The organism is Dietzia sp. PP-33, from assembly GCF_033790845.1.
In the GTDB taxonomy this organism is placed as follows: domain Bacteria; phylum Actinomycetota; class Actinomycetes; order Mycobacteriales; family Mycobacteriaceae; genus Dietzia.
In genome coordinates this window covers 57,486-73,941 of record NZ_JAMYEI010000007.1, presented here as the reverse complement: position 1 = coordinate 73,941, position 16,456 = coordinate 57,486, and the positions used below count along the sequence as shown (strand labels likewise).

The following is a 16,456-nucleotide window of genomic DNA, read 5'->3' as shown; positions in this document are numbered from 1 at the left end:
GCTCAGAAGGGGAGCTTGCGGAAGATCGGTCGCGGCACGTGGGTGAGCACGGCCATCACCCCGCCGAACGCGGCGGGGGCGAAGACCGCGCCCTTGCCGGCCCCGGCGTTCTTCACCGCGATGCGGGCCACGTCGTCCTTGTTGACGGTCAGCGGCGCCTCCTTGACGTGCGCCGACATGCGCGTGCGCACCTGGCCCGGACGGATCACCAGCACATCCACCCCGTGTTCGGCGAGCGCGTACCCGAGGCCGGTGTAGAACGAGTCGAGCCCGGCCTTGGTGGAGCCGTAGACGAAGTTGGAGCGGCGGGCACGGAGCCCGGCGGCCGAGCTCATGGCGATGATCCGGCCGTACCCCTGCGCCTTCATCCGCTCGGCGAGCAGCACGCCGACCGAGACCGCGCCGGTGTAGTTGACCTGCGCGATCTGCACGGCCTTGCGCTGGTCGGACCAGAGTTCCTCGTTCTCCCCGAGGAGGCCGAACGCGACGATCGCCACGTCCACGTCGCCCCCCGCGAAGATCTGCTCGAACGCGGCCGGATGGGTGTCGGTGGCGGCGGCGTCGAAGTCCACCACGTCGACGGCGGTGGCCCCGGCTGCCGTCATCTCCGCCCGCGCGTCATCGATCGCCGGGTCGCCGGGCAGGCAGGCGAGCACCACTCGCATCGGGCCCTGCTGGAGGTACTCCCCGCAGATGGCCAGGCCGATCTCGGAGGTTCCTCCGAGCAGGAGCAGTGTCTGGGGGACGCCGACGGCATTGATCATGCGCAGGAGTCTACCGAGGCCCCCTGAGACGGCCGCGCCGCTCACGGGTCACGGGCGCTCATCGCGCCCGCCGCGCCGGTCGGAGCGGGTCAGAGCAGCTCGAGTCGACGCCCCATGTCGGACACGAACACCCCGTTGGGGTCGATGCCGCGGCGGGTGGCGATCCACGAGTCGATCTGCGGGTACATCGCGTGGAAACGCTCGGCCGGGACTCGGGAGTCCTTGGCCGTGTACAACCGGCCGCCCATCGACAGGACCTTGGCGTCGAGATGGTTGACGAACGCGTTCAGCCGGTCGTTGATGGGGAAGTCCACGCACACGTTCCACCCCTCCATCGGGAACGACAGCGGGGCCTGGTTGCCGGGTCCGAAGAGCTTGAAGACGTTGAGGAAGGAGTAGTGCCCGGAGCGCTGGATGTCGCCGATGATCTCCTTGAAGCCCTCGACCGCGCCGGGCGGGACGATGAACTGGTACTGCAGGAAACCCTTGGATCCGTAGGCCCGGTTCCACTCCGAGAACAGATCGAGCATGTGATAGAAAGCGGGCAGTGTCTTGATCTTGTTCCGCGAGGTGCCGCCGAGGCGGTAGTACACCTCGCCGATCGGGCCGAAGGTGTACTTGTTGGCCAGGCCGTTCGGGAACACGTCGGGGAACGTCACCAGAGGTTTGGCGTCCATCGCCAGCGGGTTCTTCGCCAACTCGGGCGCGTACTCCTCGAGCTGGGCCAGAGTGGCCAGCGACCCGCGGGACACGGCGGCCCGGCCGAGCTTCGGCGGCGCGCTGATCGCGTCGAACCAGGCGGAGGAGTAGGTGTACTTCGACTCGGAGCCGTCGGTGTGCAGCGCGATGGTCTCCTCGAGCGAGGAGGTCTGGTCGGAGTCGGCCAGGAAGAACGCGGTCTCGGTGCGGGTCATCGCGATCCACACCTTGAGGATGATGCCCGTCAGCCCGTTGCCGCCGACGGTGGCCCAGAAGAGGGTGCCCTCCGGGTCATCGACGGTCCCGCCGGGCTCGAGGGTGAGGACCCGGCCGTCCGCGACGAGCAGTTCCATCCGCGTGACGTGGTTGCCGAACGACCCGGCCGAGTGGTGGTTCTTGCCGTGGATGTCGTGACCGATGGCACCGCCCACCGTGACCTGGCGTGTGCCCGGCAGGACCGGCACCCACAGGCCGAACGGCAACGCGGCACGCATGAGCTGGTCCAGGTTCACGCCGGCGTCGACCACGGCCAGCGCCCTCTCGGCACTCAGCTCGTGGATGCGGTTGAAGCGGCTCATGTCCAGCACGAGGCCGCCGGAGTTCTGGGCGCTGTCCCCGTAGGACCGGCCCAACCCCCGTGCGACCACTCCGCGCTGCAGGTGTGCCGGCCCGGAGGCGTTGGCGTCGTTGACCGCTGCGACGGCTGCGGAGATCTCCTCGACCGAGCGCGGGGTGAGTACGTGGCTCATCGCCGGTGAGGTGCGTCCCCAGCCGGTGAGACGCTTGAGTTCGGTGTCCAGGGAGGACTGGGCCGGGGTGGTGCTTCGCGTGGTGCTCACGCGGTCGAGGTTACCGTTCGTCGTCGGTGAGCCGCCGACGCGACGCCCGGGTGCGCTGCCTTCCCCACTCGCGCTGCTTGCCCGACGTGCGCTGCCTGTCGGGTCCATTCCGGCAGCGTGAACCGGGCCGATCCGGGCATTCGGGCCGCGCAGGCCGGAGGGGCCGCACAAGTCGGCGAGGTCGGGCGGTCGGGTCGGGGCGGCGGGTGTACAGGTGTGGGTCAGCCGCAGCCGCTGGTGAACGCCTGCCCGCGGGCGCGGGCGTCGACCCAGTCCATCACGGGGCCGACGGCGGTGTAGGCGCCGGTCACGTGTTCACCGGCCACGGGCGTGTACTCCACGTCCGCACCCGCGGCGCACCACTCCTCGACCAGCCTGTGGGCGGTCCACTCCGGGACGAAGGTGTCCCCGGGGCCCTGTGACGAGCCCGGACCGGGGCCCATCGGGACGGTCGCGTCGGCGTGCCACACCTGCACCGGCCCGGAGGGGACCTCACGTGGATCCGCTCCGTGGGTGGGATCGGCCCGCCCCAGCCGGTTCCGCGCCATCACCGCCTGCACCGTGGGGTCGGTACGGGGGTCGACGTCGGTGAGTGTCGACAGCGGGAAGGGCGCGAGTCCCCCGACGGTGTTGGCCGAGGCGCAGGCGTCCCGGAGCTGATGTGCCACCACGTCGCCGGTGTCGTTGAGCAGCGGGTACAGCTGCGGGTACTCGCGGGCCAACCCCAGCACGGCCGCGCGGTAGAGGCCGGAGGCGAGCGTGCCGTCCATCGTGTCGAACAGGTCCGCGTAGTCCGCGGGGACCCCGCCCACCGAGGATCCGACGAGCACCCCGGTGAGCTCGGGCGCGTACACCGGCTGCAGTTGGGCGGCCCAGCCCGTGGCGATCCCCCCGCCGGAGTAGCCCACCTGGACCACGCGCGAGTCGGAGAACAACGGGCCCGGATCGGCCGCCGGGATGAACTCGCGGGCCGCACGGATCCCGTCCAGGACGGCCCGCCCGTTGGCCCGCCCCGCCGCGTACGCGGCCCTGGGGCCCTGGAAGTCGGTGAGGACGAGCCCGTAACCGCGATCGGCGAGGATCTGCAGGAAGGGAGGCAGCTCCAGGTTGAACTTGTGGGGCAGGACGTGCGACGGCATGCACTCGAGCCCCAGCGAGTCGATGGTGACGTTGAACGAGACCAGCGGCCGCGCACCCGGGCCGGGCCAGGGTGTGCGCGGTTCGATGATCGTGGACACGATCTGCTGCGGACGGTCGTGCGAGTCGGAACTCTGGACCAGGACCTGCCACCCGCGACCGAAGTTGCGGACGTTGTGCGGGGGGATCGTCACCGGGCGTGTGGCCAGGACGGTGCCGGGAGCGGTGGCGGGGTCGACCGTGGGGGGCGAGGAGTACCAGGGGTCGGGCGAGGGACTCGGCAGGTACCGCTCCGGCGTGCGCTGTTCGGGCGGGGCCGGCCGGAACGCGGACAGGGGGTCGGACTGGGCGAGGGCGGGGGAGCCCGAGACCGCACAGGCCACGGCCAGGGCCATCGCGGCGACCGCGGTTCCGGTACGGAAGGGGCGTCGCGTGATCATGCGCGTACGGTATCGCGGCCGCCCGGGGACGACGCGTGATACGTGTGTCGGGTGTGCGACGGATGCCCCGTCGCGACGTACGCTCGCTCTCGTGGGCTCCACGATGATCGAGATCGGCCCCGCCCTCGCGGTGGCCGTGGTCCTGTTCGTCGTCATCGGGGCGGTGGTGGCCTGGCTGGGTCGGACGGGGCTGGAGCGCGAGGTCCCGTGGGCGTCGATCCGCGCCGCCCTGCAACTCATCGTGCTCGCACTCGTGATCGGCTACGTCGCCGATCGGGTGTGGCTGGTCGGCGTGTTCGTGGTCGTGATGGCGACGACGGCCTCGTGGGCGGCGGCGAGGCGGTTGGCCCGTCGCAGCGCTCCGCGGGCGGACACACCCCGGGCCACGGTGCGGGACGCGCTGTGGTGCGCGCTCCCCGTCGCTGTGCCGCCCGTCGTCGTGGTGGGTGGCCTGCTCGCCGCGGGGGTCGTACGTCCTGACGGTCTGTCGATCATCCCCGTGGTGGGCATCTTCATGGGCAACGCGATGGCGATCGTCGGGTTGGCCGGGCGGCGGGCGCACGACGAGTTGGACGTGCGCCACGGCGAGGTGGAGGCCGCGCTGTCGCTCGGGTTCACCGACTACCCGGCGCGGATGATGGTCTGCCGGGAGGCGGCCGCGACCGCGCTCTCCCCGTCGCTGGACCAGACCCGGACCATCGGCCTCGTGACCATCCCGGGCGCGTTCGTGGGCATGGTCCTCGGTGGCGCCGAGCCGTGGCAGGCCGGCGTCATGCAACTGTTCGTCTCGACCGGGATCCTCGCCTGCGGCGCGATCGCCTTGGTCGTGACCACCCTGCTGGTGGCCGCCGACCGGGTGTAGGTGCCGGTGAACGGGTGTCGCTCAGGCGGAGCCGCGGGTGGTCGGTGTCGACAGGACGATGCGGCCGGTGGGCGTGCACGACGGCGCGGCCGGGCGACGGCCCGGCGTGGGCAGCGGCGACGACGGCGGGATGGCGCGGCCGGTCGGCGTGTACGAGAACGCGGTCGGCGCGTTGTTCATGGCGGAGTTGCGGTACTGGGACATGGGATTCCTCCTGGTCGGCGAGAGAAGGATCGACGACAGGCCGCCCGGGGCGGCGCTGACGCGTCCTGCTGGCGATGCGTTGCGGAGGCGATGACGACTCACCCGGGGGATGGCGCGGACCTTGTGGTGTGGACGCCGAGGTGGAGATGGGGTGGCCGGAACGGATCGCTCCCGCGGAATCGAACGCACTCGGCGGATGTGCCGCCCGTCAGTTCGACCAGAAGCGCGCTGGTATGCGCGCGATCTCATGAGAATGGCACGCCGCGGCCGGGAGGGCAAGCCTCGTGACGATCCTCACGGTATCCACACGATTCGCCCGCGGATGCTTCACGCCCGGGCGGTGGAATCGAGGTGCTGGAGGAACCAGCACGCGAGGCCCCCACGGTGGGGCCGGGACGAGGTGAGGACGATGAGGACGAACGTGAACAGGACCATCCGTCGGACGGTGGCGGCAGTCGCCGCGGCCGGGGCGGTGGCGGTCGCCGTTGCCGGAGGATATGCGTTGGCCGGGAACGACGGGCCCACCGAGGACGCCCGGGTCGCGACGGTCGCCGCCCAGGAGCAGGTCGCCGCCGGGGGACAGCAGGGAAGGGGTCCGCGGGGTCACGGTGCGCCCGGAGAGGGCGGTCCCGGGCAGGGCCGGCAGGGCCACGAGCCGGGCCAGGAGGGTCACGACCAGCAGGACCACCAGCTCGAGATCCCCGCCTCCGCCGGCACCCTGTCCGCGGAGGAGTCCGAGACGCTGTCGATGATGCGCGAGGAGGAGCGTCTCGCCCGCGATCTGTACGTGGCGCTGGGCGAGGCGTGGCCGGACCGCCGGTTCGACAACATCTCTGCCGCGGAGACCAGGCACGGTGACGCGACGGCCACGGTGCTCGCCAACCACGACCTACCCGATCCGTCCATCGGTTCCACGCCGGGCGTCTACGCCTACCCGGAGCTCCAGGAGCTCTACGATGGCTGGCTGGAGCGGGGCCTGACCTCGAAGTCCGAGGCGCTCGCCGTGGGCGCGGAACTCGAGCAGCTCGACATCGCCGGCCTGGAGGCCGCGATGGAGGCCACCGAGCAGCCCGATCTGGACGCCGTCTACGACCACCTCAGGGCCGGGTCGGAGAAGCACCTACGGGCGTTCGAGCGAGGCTGACCACGAAGGTGGATCCCTGACCCGGGCCCCGGGAGGTGACCGTGAGGTCGCCCCCGTGGGCCCGGGCCAGCTGCCGTCCGATGGTGAGCCCGAGACCCGACCCGCCTGCGTGTCCGCCGGGGCCGCGGTGGAAACGCTCGAAAATCCGCTCCGCCGACTCGGCGTCCAGGCCCATGCCGGTGTCGGCGACTGAGATCTCCGCCCCGCCCGGGGTACGTCGGACCGAGACCGTGACCTGGCCGTGCCCGGTGGCGGCCAGTGCGTTGACGACGAGGTTCTCCAGCACCTGTGCGACGCGGTCGGGGTCCACGACGAGGGGGACCGCCCCCTCCGGTGGGACCAGTCGGAGCTCGACGTCCGTCGCGGTGAACTGCGGTCGCAGCCGGTCGACGGTGCCGCGCACGAGCACGGCGAGATCGGTCTCCGTCAGCGCGAGCTCGATCCTGCCTTCCGCGCCCCGTGACAGCGTCGACAGGTCCTCGGACAGTCGCCTGAGCCGGGCGCTCTCGGCGCGGACGTGACGCAGCTCCTCGATTCCGAACACGCCGTCGGCGATGCCCTCCACGTACCCGTCCACCACGGTCAGCGGAGTCCGCATCTCGTGCGCGACCTCGGAGATGAGGCGCATCCGGCGCGCCTCGGTCTCGGCGATCGTCCGGGCGAGGGTGGTCACGTCGTCCGCGAGTGCGGCGATCTCGCGCTCGGGGGGACGGGTGATCCGACGGGTGTAGTCCCCGGCCGCGATCGCCGTGGTGGCGGCACCCACCTCCGCGAGGGAGCGGAGCAGACGGCGGCCCACGATCCCGGCCGCGAGGAGGGCGACCGTCACGCCGGCGACCGCGCCCCACACGGTGGCTGCCGTGACGGCGTCGGCGACGGTCGCCCGCAGGCCTGCCCCGGCCCCGCGGGCACCGTCTGAGCCGGGGCCGCCGGGCCGGAGGGACTCGTCGAACAGCATCGGCGCCGTCAGCCGCACCACGAGCAGGACCACGGCGACGCCGGTGACCGCCACCGCGAGGTGGGACAGGAACAACCGGCCGCGCAGGGTGCGGATCATCGCGCACCCCCGTGGCCCCCGGGTCGGAGGACCTTGTACCCCGCGCCCCGGACGGTGGCGACGAACCGGGGCGTCGCCGGATCGTCGGCCAGGGCCCGCCGTAGTCCACGAACATGGACGTCGACCACGCGTTCGTCTCCGAAGTGCCCGCCCTCCCACACCGCGTCGAGGAGCTGCCGGCGGGAGAACACCTGGCCCGGCGCGGCCGCCATGGTGGCCAGCAGGTCGAACTCGATCGGGGTGAGCGGCACCCCCACCCCGTCGACGGTGACCTCACGGGCCCCGACGTCCACGGAGAGCCCGCCGACGGTGAGTGGCGGCGCCCCGACCGGTCCGACCTCGCGCGCCCGTCGCAGGACGGCCCGGACGCGGGCGCTGACCTCGCGGGGGCTGAAGGGTTTGACCACGTAGTCGTCCGCCCCCGCCTCGAGGCCGATCAGTCGGTCGACCTCCTCCGCGCGGGCGGTCACCAGGATCACGTACACCGGGGAGACCGACCGCAGGTCGCGCAGGAGGTCCAGCCCGTTGCCGTCGGGTAGTCCGATGTCCAACAGGACCAGATCGGCGGAACCGACCAGGTCCCGCGCCTGGGCGGCGGTGCCCGCCTCGACGACGCGGAATCCGTCCGCCTCCAGATAGCCGACCAGGACCCGGCGGATGTGCGGTTCGTCGTCCACCACGAGGACGCGGCGGCGGCTGACTGGGTTGGGAGAGGACACACTCCCAGTGTCCTCCTCGGCGGTGCGCGACGCGGTCGGGATCGCCCGGGAACTACCCTGGTCGAGTGACTTCACCCAGCGGCGCAGCATCCGACGGAGCCAGAGCGGACCTCCCGGACGATTCCGTCCTCGACTCCCTCCGTGGGGCCGTCGACCCGCTCGAGGCCCGACACGAATCCGACCCCACGCGACCGACGGACTTCAGGACCCAGGTCACCAGGTTCTTCCTGACCGGCGTCCTCTCGGCGGTCGTCGACTACGGGCTGCTCCAACTGTTCATGCTCCTCGGCCTGGGCTACGGCCCGGCCAAGGCGTTGTCCTTCGTGGCCGGCACGCTCACCGCGTACTCGCTCAACCGCCGGTGGACCTTCCAGGCCGAGCCCTCTCGGGCCCGCTTCGTCGCCACGATGGGCCTGTACGCGCTGATGTTCGGGGTGCAGTGGGGCCTGTTCATGCTGCTGGTGCCGTGGTTCCATGACCTGGGCTGGAGCACGTTCTGGGCCACGACGGTCGGCTACGTCATCGCCCAGGGAGTGGCCACCGTCACCAACTTCATCGTCCAGCGGACCGTGATCTTCCGGGTGCGCTGATCGCGTGGCCGCCCTGATGCTCATCGCGGCCGCGGTGGCCCTGCTGGTGGCGCCCGGCGCGGCGATCTGCCTGGCCGTGGGCACCCGGTGGCGGGACGCGGTGGCGGCCGGTCCGGCGCTCACACTGGCCGTCGTGGCGGTGGGCACCACGGTCACCGCCGCGGTCGACGTCCGCTGGGGCCCGGTGTCCGCGGGTGTGGCGCTGGTGGTGGCGCTGTTGGGCGCTGTCGCGTTCGGTATCGCCGCCCGGGTGGCGGGTCGGGTGCCGGACCGGGTGGCGGACCGGCGCGCGGGTCGGAGCGGGGAGGGGGACGGCGACGACGACGAGCCCCGCGGTCGCGGGCCGGGCCCGACGCTGGCCGACCTCGTCGTCGTCGTCGTCCTGGCCGCGGTCCCGACCGTCCAGATCCTCCTCGCCACCCGCGGTCTCACGGCCATCCCCCAGGGCTGGGACGCGATCTTCCACGGCGGCGCCACGCGGTTCATCGCCGAGACCGGGCGGGCCGGGGTCGCCGACCTCGCCCCGGTGGGTCAACCCGCCAACGAGAACTACTTCTACCCCGACACCTACCACGCGCTGGCCGCGTTGCTGGTCGGGCTCCCGGGGGGCGTGCCGCCCGGAGCGCTGAACGCGGTCTCCGCCGCGACCGGCACGGTGTTTGTGTTGGGTGCGGCGGTGCTGACGGGACGGTTGTGTGGTGGGTCCCGCCTCGCCGCGGGTGCTGCAGCCCTCGTGGCGGCGTCGGCGTGGGCGTTCCCCTACCTGCCGCTCGGGCGTGGCCCGGTGTTGCCGTTCGCGCTCGGGATCGCGGTGATCCCGGGGCTCGTCCTGCTGGGTGACCACCTCGCCGCGCGGCGCCCGTGGCTCGTGGGCCACGGGCTGCTGCTGGGCGCCGGGATGGCGGGGGCGTGGTCGGTGCACCCGTCGGTGGCGTTGGCGGCGGCGGTGCCGCTCGCCGCGCAGGCCGCGGCCGGTGTGCTGGCCGCCCCGGCCGCGCGACCCCGTCTGGTCGTGGCGGGAGCGTTCGCCCTGGCCGGCGCGATCGCGGCGCCGTACGTCGTGTGGTCGGTGTCCATGGTCTCCTCCAGTACGACCGGGGCCCTCGCGGAGTTCTCCTGGCCGCGCGAGATGAGCGTCTGGCGGGCCGTGGCGGGCGTGCTGGACCTCGGACCGATCGCCGTGGCGTCGGTGGGGATCGCGGTGGCGGTGCTGGTGGGACTCGGTTCCGCGGTGGCGGACCCGGCGCGCAGACGCCCGCTCGCGGCACCCGTCGTCGCACTCGCGGTCTACGGCGGGCTGTACGTGCTGGCGGCCGCGGTGGAGGGCGACTGGGTCCGGACGTTCACCGGGTTCTGGTGGGACGACTACTACCGTTTCGCCTCGTTGCTGGTGTTGCCCTCGGCGGTGCTCGCCGGTGCGGGCGTGCGCGCGCTGGTACCGCGGGGTTCGCTCCGACGGCCCGCGGCCCGGGGCGGCATCGCCGTGGCGGTGGTGCTGGGGTTGGTGGTCGCCTCCGGCCACGTCGTGCTCGCAGAGCATCTGCGGGTGTGGGGTTACGGCGACGGGCCGGCGGTCACCGCGCAGGAGCGGGTGGTCCTGGACGCACTGGACGCCCGCTACGAAGGGGGGTCGGTGGTGAACGACCCGTTCGACGGCACCGCCTGGGTGTACGCACTGCACGGCGTGCCCGTGGTGTTCGGCGCACCCCTGGCCGACGACCCGGTGGCGCAGGTCGGCGCCGACCGCATGACCCTCTACACCTCGTTCAACCGGTACGGCTTCGACCCGGGCGTCACCCGCGTCGCACGCGACCTCGACGTGCGCTGGGTCGTCGTCGGCACGGGCGTCGTGGGCGGGCCCGGTCGCCCCACCGGTTTCATCGGTCTGCAGTTCAATCCGCACCTGCGGCTGGTGGAGGAGACCACGGGCGCCCGGTTGTACGAGGTGCTGCCGGTACCCGCCGACCACGCACCGCTGCCGCCCCCGCCCGGCATCCCGGTGGAGGTGCCGCCGGTGCAGCCGCCGAACACCGACTCGCCGCTGGTCGCCGCCGCCCCCGCCGGGCCGGGGACTAGCCTGGACGGCGCGACCGGACCCTGATGTGGCCCGGGCGTGAGTCGATCCCCGCCCCGAAACCCCAGGAGCACCCGCCACATGGACGCCACCACCGTGACCGCCGCCGGTCCCGACGCCGGCTCCGCCCGGGCAGAGCGTGACCTGCTGCTCCAGCGCACCCTGTTCTCGGGTCCGCGCAGGTGGGTCAACGACGACCTGTACTCGCGGATCGTGCGCGGCGTGGTCCGCCGCACCCGCGGAGAGTTGCACCTGGACGCCGGCGCGATCGTGGACACCAACACCTACTTCGGGCGGTTCGAGGCCTCCTACTGGCAGCGCTGGACGTCCGTGACCGAGCTGACCGTGCGGGTGTCGATCGAGACCGGCGGGCAGGTGGACGTGCTGGTCCGCGCCTCCGACATCGGTTCCCACGTGCGGACCGTGGACGTGGTCCACCACCACGGGGACGGCATGGCGGTGCTGCACGTGCCGGTGGACACCTTCGTCGACGGCGGGGCGATGTGGCTGGAGTTCCACGCCGTGGACGCCGCGGTGTCGGTGTCCGAGGTGACGTGGGGAGCCACGACGACGATCCCGGCCCGGCGCGCCGCGGTGGCCATCTGCACGTTCAACAGGGCCGACGACTGCGCGGCCACCGTCGAGTCGTTGGCCTCCGATCCGTTGGTCGCCGAGCTCATCGACGACCTCTACGTGACGGACCAGGGCACCGACCTCGTGGAGACCCGCGAGCCGTTCCGGCGTGCGGCGGGGGAGTTCGGCGACCGGCTGCACTATCTGCGTCAGCCCAACCTCGGCGGCGCGGGGGGCTTCAGCCGCGGGATGTTCGAGGCCACCGCGCCCGGCGCTCCGGGGCCGGTGGATGTGCTGCTGATGGACGACGACGTGCGGGTCGAACCGGAGACCGTGCTGCGACTGTTCGCCTTCGCCGCCGTGACGCGCGAACCGATGCTCGTGGGCGCGCAGATGCTCTACCTGTTCAACCCCGACTACCTGTTGGTCTCCGCCGAACGGACGCGGCTCGACCAGCTCAAGGGCGGGCTCGACGCCGACGAGTTCGCGCTGCGGGACGAGTCCGTCGTGGACGGCCGGCAGGAGCGCCGGATCGACGCCGAGTACAACGCATGGTGGTCCTGCCTGATCCCCGGGGAGGCCGTGGCGGAGGTCGGGCTGCCCCTGCCCTATTTCTTCCAGTGGGACGACATCGAGTACGGGCTGCGCTGCCGTCAGGCCGGGATCCCCACCTGCACCCTGCAGGGGGCGGCCGTGTGGCACGCCGATTTCTACTGGAAGGACGGCGATGACTTCGGCCAGTTCTTCTCCCACCGGAACTCACTGGTCACCGCCGCGATCCGACACGGGATCGAGCCGAAGGACATGGCCAAGAACCTGGGCCGGAGCGTCCTCCGGGCGCTGGTGGCCATGCAGTACGGGCTCGCCGCCACCCGGATGCGCGGGATCGAGGCGTTCCTGGACGGGCCCGACGGCGCCCTCGGCATGGGCGACGGCGGGCAGGCGGCGTTGGCCGCCGTCCGCGTCGAGCGCGCCGGGTACCCCGAGACGGCCAGGCTCGACGTGGGCGCGCTGCCCGCGGGGATCGGGGTGGAGCGCAAGGTGGGCATCCCCCGTGAGGACCGCGAGGACCAGGTGTTGGCCAAGCGGCTGCTCGTCCAGAAGCTCGGCCGTCAGCGCCGGGGCGTCGTGGCGATCCCGTACGAGGACGCGGCCTGGTGGCACGTCTCGCTGTTCGACGAGGTGTACGTGACAGACGCCTCGCAGACCGGCGTGCACCACCGCAAGGTCGACCCCGCGCGGGCCTCGGAGCTGCAGAAACGCCTGGTCGCGCTGTTGGCGCGGTTCATCCGCGAGGCCCCCGCCGCCCAGGAGAGGTGGCGGCGGGCGCAGACCCGGCTCACCACGCGCGAGAACTGGGCGCGGTTGTACGGGGTGTAGCAGCGGCTTCGCCGGGTCGGGCCAGACGTGCCCCGGACCGCGCTGGCCATCCCGTCGACCGTCGGCGGGCTCACGAGAGGATCGCGAGCGCATCGTCGATCGCCGCCCTCAGGTGGCGCCCGTCGTCGGCCACGATACGAACGCTTGCCCCAGTGCATTCTCGAAGGGGTGATACCGCGCCGTAACTCGTCGGCGTGCTGTGCTTCTCCAACCATGGCTTCCAGTCGAGCCCGGCGACGAACCCACCCACCGCGAGTATGAGCGCCGTCGCCCCGAAGCGGTCCTCCGGCACGCTCGCGAAACCCATGCGTTCCACCGCGACCACCGTCCCGTCGAACTCGAGTCGGATCTCGGAGGAGTACGACACCGCGCCGGGCTCGGGGTGGCGCACCACAGCGTCCACCAGGACCATGTCTGAAGAGCAGTCCAGGGCAACCTTCGTGACCTGGCTGAACTCCGAACCGGGAAAGAGCAACCGGGGCTCCGCGAAGAATTCGAGGCGCGAGCCGGAGACCACGTTCAACTGGAGGTCCTCCGCGGACCCCTGCTGGCTCTGCGCCTTCTGGACAGGCATCGCGCCCTGGCCCACTACCCGCACCCGACCACCGTCGCGCACCACGATGCGCTGTCTGAGGTGCTCGCCGGTGATCAATCCGCTGGTCGCCGACTGCACGACGAGTGAGGCCATGTCGTCGGCGGCTCCCCGGTTGTGGCCATGCGTCAGGATGCCGATCTCGTACGGCCAGCGGAAGTTCCTCCGGGTGAGAAAGCTGCGGGTTCCCTGGCGGGAGATCTCCAGGTCGAGTGAATAGGCAGGTGACGACGGGGTCGTCGGCGCGTTCAGAAAAGCACCTCATCGGAAATGAACCGGGCCACCTCGGCTACGCCCTCTCCAGTGGAGCAGTTCGTCACGAAGACCGGTTTTCCCCTTCTCACCTCTCGGGCCTCCGCGATCATCAACTCGAGGTCCACCCCGACGTGCGGCGCCAGATCTGCCTTGTTGATGATGAGCACGTCCGCTCGCAGTACTCCCGGCCCACGTTTGCGCGGGATGTCGCCGCCTCCGGAGACATCTATTACGAACGCCCAGAAGTCCACGAGATCGTCGGAGAACGTCGATGCCAGGTTGTCGCCCCCGCTTTCGAGGAGAATCACGTCGGTTCCGGGGAAGGCGAGATCGAGCTGTTCGGCGGCCTCCATGTTCATGGTGGGGTCCTCGCGGATCACGGTGTGTGGACAGGCTCCCGCTTCCACCGCGAGCACCCGGTTCGCGTCGATGATGTTCGAGCGACGCAGCCGCTCCGCATCCTCTGACGTCACCAGGTCGTTGGTGATGACGGAGACGGATTTACCGATCATCTCCAGCTCCGGAATCAGCCTCTCCACCAGCGCGGTCTTGCCCGACCCCACCGGCCCGCCGATACCCACACGTGCCGCCGGGCCCTGCGGCGCCGTGGTGTCCGTCTGCGTCACAGAACTCGTCCTCCCGCTGGTCATCGCAGCATGTACTTCCTGGTCAAGGGCCGCTCGTCGAACGAGTGCACCGTGAGCTTCTCGCCGTCAACGGTCACCTCGAATGTGCGCGGGTCTACGCGCACGTCGGGCAGCGCGTCGTTGCGAACCATGTCGCTCTTGCGGAGGTTGCGCGTAGACGTGATCGGAAGAACGGACTTGGTGAGCCCCAAGCCTTCCAACGAGCCGGACCGCGCCACGATGTCGGACACGAACACTGCGCTGACATGCTTTTTAGCGGTGCCGCGGCCGCCCCACATCCGCCGCTGGACCATGGGCTCGGTCATCATCAGGCTGCCCGCGGCGTCACCCATCGTGGCCCAGACGATCATCCCGGCTTTGATCACCTGGGTCGGCTTCACCCCGAACGACTCGAACGGCCACAGGACGAGGTCCGCCATGCGGCCCGGCTGGATGGAGCCGACGTGCTGGTCGATTCCCACCGCGATCGCGGGGTTCAGGGTGGTCTTGGCGACGTAGCGCTTGATCCGTTCGTTGTCGGCGCGCCCGGTCGTCTCCTCGGGAAGGCGCCCGCGGTAGTCCCTCATCACGCTCGCCAACTGCCACGAGTTCGCCACGTTCTCCGCGAGTCGTCCCATGCCCTGGGTGTCCGAGCCGAAGATGGAGATCGCACCGATGTCGTGCAACAGGTCCTCGGCGGACATCGTCTGCGGTCGGATCCGGCCCTCGGCAAACGCGACATCAGCCTCCGACCGGGGGTCCATCTGATGTCCGATGAGGGTCATCGGGACGCCCTCCTCAAGTGCGGACCACGCGAACGGGTTCGTCGGATTGGTCGATCCAGGGATGACGTTCGGGTAGGACACCACGCTCAAGATGTCCGGTGCGTGCCCACCGCCTGCGCCTTCCACGTGGTACATGTGAATCGTCCGGTCGCCGATCGCGGCCATCGTGTCCTCGGCGAAGCCGAATTCGTTGATCGAGTCCGTGTGTAGATGCACTGCGAAGTCGTGCTTGTCCGCTGCGATGAGCGAACCGTTTATCGTCTCGGGCGATGCCCCGAAATCCTCGTGGACCTTGACGGCGATCGCCCCGGCTTTCACGGCGTGGACCACGGCGCCAGGGTCCGATCCGCCGCGGGCGAGTAACCCGAAGTTGACCGGTGAACTCTCCGTCCCCTGCAGGTAGCGGCCCATGACGTGGGCCGTACCGGAGCCGACGTCGAACACCGGGCCCGGTGAGCTTCCGATCAACGTCGTGGTGCCGCCGGCCAGCGCGTGTTCCGACTGGTCGGCGGAGAACATGTGCCCGTGCGATTCGATCGCCCCGGCGGTGACGATGCAGCCCTGCGCCGACACCGAGGTCGTGTTCTGACCGCACACGAGGTTGTCGTCGACACCCGGCATGGTCGCCGGGTTGCCCGCCTTGCCGATGCCGACTATCCGGCCGTCCCTGATACCGATATCCGCCTTGACGATGCCCTGGACGGCATCGATGATCAGAGCGTTCTGGATCACGACGTCCAGCGCGCCGTCGTCGGATGTCACCGTCGCCGACAGCGCCTCACCGTCGCGCATGTTCTTTCCCGCGCCGACGGTGAGTTCATAGCCGTGTCGGGTGAAGTCCTTCTCCACCTCGGCGAGCAGTGAGGTGTCGCCGAGACGAACGAGGTCGCCCGTGGTCGGGCCGTAGAGCTGGGCGCGGGCCGCAGGGGTCAGGAACGTACTACGCGGTGTCACGATTCCTCCTGGATGTAGCCGAGCCGGCGGGCCTTCTCAAAGGCCCGGGTAGTGATTCCTGGGTCATCGAGATGTCCGTTGACGAGACCCGCCTGACCGTGAATGAACCGCCCGCCGGCGAACGGCGTCAGTGTGACGACCTTGGGGATGCCGGGTTCGAACCGTGTTCCGCCGCCGGCGTTGATCGCGAGTTTGTAGCCGTAGGCAGCCACACGATCGAACTTCAGGGCCTTGTTGACCTCGAAGAAGTGGGTCATGCTCCGGACCTGGATGTCGCGATCACCGGAGTTGACGACCTCGAGTTCGATGAGTTCGGCCGGATCGAATGCCATTTCCGCGTGGGTGACGGCGAAGACCTCTCCGGGTACGGGACCATCGGCCGTCTCCGCGATCGGCGAATAGATGGTGAGCAGCTTGCTGCCCGCGGGAGTCGGCAGCTCGAGCATGATGTACGAGATCATGCTCGGCACCCCCGGTTCCACCTGGTCCGGCGTGAGGAGTTGGCCGGCCCGTTCGCGGACCTCCGGGAAGGGCATGTTCGAGCGCGCCATCACCATCGCCTCATCGGTGAGGTACGCGATAGCCTCGGGGTGGCTCAGTGGGATACCTTCCCGCAGGTTGCGCCGCGCGAACTCGGCCGCGGCGAATATGGTGAGTCGTTCCGATTCCGTGGGTGTCAGGTTCATACCGGACACCTCCTGCGCGTCGTGGCCAACTGCTTCGGGATACTCATCATCTCTTCTCGTTTCGTGTGACTTCCGG

15 protein-coding genes are annotated in these 16,456 nt (G+C 70.7%); 6 read left to right on the top strand and 9 right to left on the bottom strand.

The genetic code is table 11. The annotated features are described in order from the left end of the window. Positions 1 to 2: 2 nt before the first annotated feature. The 3 genes from NJE57_RS13060 to NJE57_RS13050 all read right to left on the bottom strand — a co-directional run bounded on the left by NJE57_RS13060 (position 3) and on the right by NJE57_RS13050 (position 3,879). Positions 3 to 764: a decaprenylphospho-beta-D-erythro-pentofuranosid-2-ulose 2-reductase gene (locus tag NJE57_RS13060; protein WP_319028886.1), complete on the bottom strand. Its 762-nt coding sequence runs from the start codon at positions 762 to 764 to the stop codon at positions 3 to 5. Positions 765 to 853: 89 nt separating this feature from the next. Beyond that, complete coding sequence (locus tag NJE57_RS13055) at positions 854 to 2,302, bottom strand: FAD-binding oxidoreductase (protein ID WP_319028885.1); 1,449 nt, start codon at positions 2,300 to 2,302, stop codon at positions 854 to 856. 221 nt (positions 2,303 to 2,523) lie between these two features. Further along, complete coding sequence (locus tag NJE57_RS13050) at positions 2,524 to 3,879, bottom strand: lipase family protein (RefSeq protein WP_319028884.1); 1,356 nt, start codon at positions 3,877 to 3,879, stop codon at positions 2,524 to 2,526. Positions 3,880 to 3,982: 103 nt separating this feature from the next. Between NJE57_RS13050 and NJE57_RS13045 the strand changes: the two genes are divergently transcribed. From NJE57_RS13045 to NJE57_RS13035, 3 genes are all read left to right on the top strand, one after another. Beyond that, positions 3,983 to 4,741, top strand: coding sequence for an ABC transporter permease (locus NJE57_RS13045; RefSeq protein ID WP_413464413.1), 759 nt, complete (start codon positions 3,983 to 3,985; stop codon positions 4,739 to 4,741). A gap of 37 nt (positions 4,742 to 4,778) precedes the next feature. Further along, positions 4,779 to 5,039: a hypothetical protein gene (locus NJE57_RS13040; protein WP_319028882.1), complete on the top strand. Its 261-nt coding sequence runs from the start codon at positions 4,779 to 4,781 to the stop codon at positions 5,037 to 5,039. A gap of 327 nt (positions 5,040 to 5,366) precedes the next feature. Beyond that, complete coding sequence (locus NJE57_RS13035; RefSeq protein WP_319028881.1) at positions 5,367 to 6,089, top strand: DUF2202 domain-containing protein; 723 nt, start codon at positions 5,367 to 5,369, stop codon at positions 6,087 to 6,089. On the opposite strand, the gene NJE57_RS13030 is transcribed toward NJE57_RS13035, so the two are convergent. Together NJE57_RS13030 and NJE57_RS13025 are read right to left on the bottom strand one after the other, a co-directional pair. Continuing rightward, positions 6,043 to 7,146 carry a HAMP domain-containing sensor histidine kinase gene (locus NJE57_RS13030; RefSeq protein ID WP_319028880.1) on the bottom strand — a complete coding sequence of 368 codons (1,104 nt, stop codon included), beginning with the start codon at positions 7,144 to 7,146 and terminating at the stop codon, positions 6,043 to 6,045. The genes NJE57_RS13035 and NJE57_RS13030 overlap by 47 nt on opposite strands. Continuing rightward, on the bottom strand, positions 7,143 to 7,865 hold the full coding sequence (locus NJE57_RS13025; protein WP_319028879.1) for a response regulator transcription factor: 723 nt from the start codon (positions 7,863 to 7,865) through the stop codon (positions 7,143 to 7,145). Before NJE57_RS13025 ends, NJE57_RS13030 begins: the two co-directional genes overlap by 4 nt. 65 nt (positions 7,866 to 7,930) lie before the next feature. Between NJE57_RS13025 and NJE57_RS13020 the strand changes: the two genes are divergently transcribed. The 3 genes from NJE57_RS13020 to NJE57_RS13010 are packed head-to-tail and all read left to right on the top strand — an operon-like array spanning position 7,931 to position 12,482. Next, positions 7,931 to 8,455, top strand: a complete 525-nt coding sequence (locus tag NJE57_RS13020) for a GtrA family protein (protein WP_319028878.1) — start codon at positions 7,931 to 7,933, stop codon at positions 8,453 to 8,455. 4 nt (positions 8,456 to 8,459) lie between these two features. Then, entirely contained in the window at positions 8,460 to 10,556 is a 2,097-nt protein-coding gene (locus NJE57_RS13015) for a DUF6541 family protein (protein WP_319028876.1), read from the top strand. Between the two features lie 54 nt (positions 10,557 to 10,610). After that, positions 10,611 to 12,482: a glycosyltransferase gene (locus tag NJE57_RS13010; RefSeq protein ID WP_319028875.1), complete on the top strand. Its 1,872-nt coding sequence runs from the start codon at positions 10,611 to 10,613 to the stop codon at positions 12,480 to 12,482. A 70-nt stretch (positions 12,483 to 12,552) separates the two neighbouring features. Here NJE57_RS13010 and NJE57_RS13005 read toward each other — a convergent pair whose 3' ends face one another. The 4 genes from NJE57_RS13005 to NJE57_RS12990 all read right to left on the bottom strand — a co-directional run bounded on the left by NJE57_RS13005 (position 12,553) and on the right by NJE57_RS12990 (position 16,380). Beyond that, positions 12,553 to 13,170, bottom strand: a complete 618-nt coding sequence (locus NJE57_RS13005; RefSeq protein WP_319028873.1) for an urease accessory protein UreD — start codon at positions 13,168 to 13,170, stop codon at positions 12,553 to 12,555. 152 nt (positions 13,171 to 13,322) lie between these two features. Then, on the bottom strand, positions 13,323 to 13,955 hold the full coding sequence (gene ureG, locus NJE57_RS13000; RefSeq protein ID WP_319028872.1) for an urease accessory protein UreG: 633 nt from the start codon (positions 13,953 to 13,955) through the stop codon (positions 13,323 to 13,325). Between the two features lie 20 nt (positions 13,956 to 13,975). Beyond that, the gene (locus NJE57_RS12995) at positions 13,976 to 15,694 is read right to left on the bottom strand and encodes an urease subunit alpha (protein WP_319028870.1); all 1,719 of its coding nucleotides are present in this window, start codon (positions 15,692 to 15,694) and stop codon (positions 13,976 to 13,978) included. Continuing rightward, positions 15,691 to 16,380, bottom strand: coding sequence for an urease subunit beta (locus NJE57_RS12990; RefSeq protein ID WP_319028869.1), 690 nt, complete (start codon positions 16,378 to 16,380; stop codon positions 15,691 to 15,693). Before NJE57_RS12990 ends, NJE57_RS12995 begins: the two co-directional genes overlap by 4 nt. Between the last annotated feature and the right edge of the window lie 76 nt (positions 16,381 to 16,456).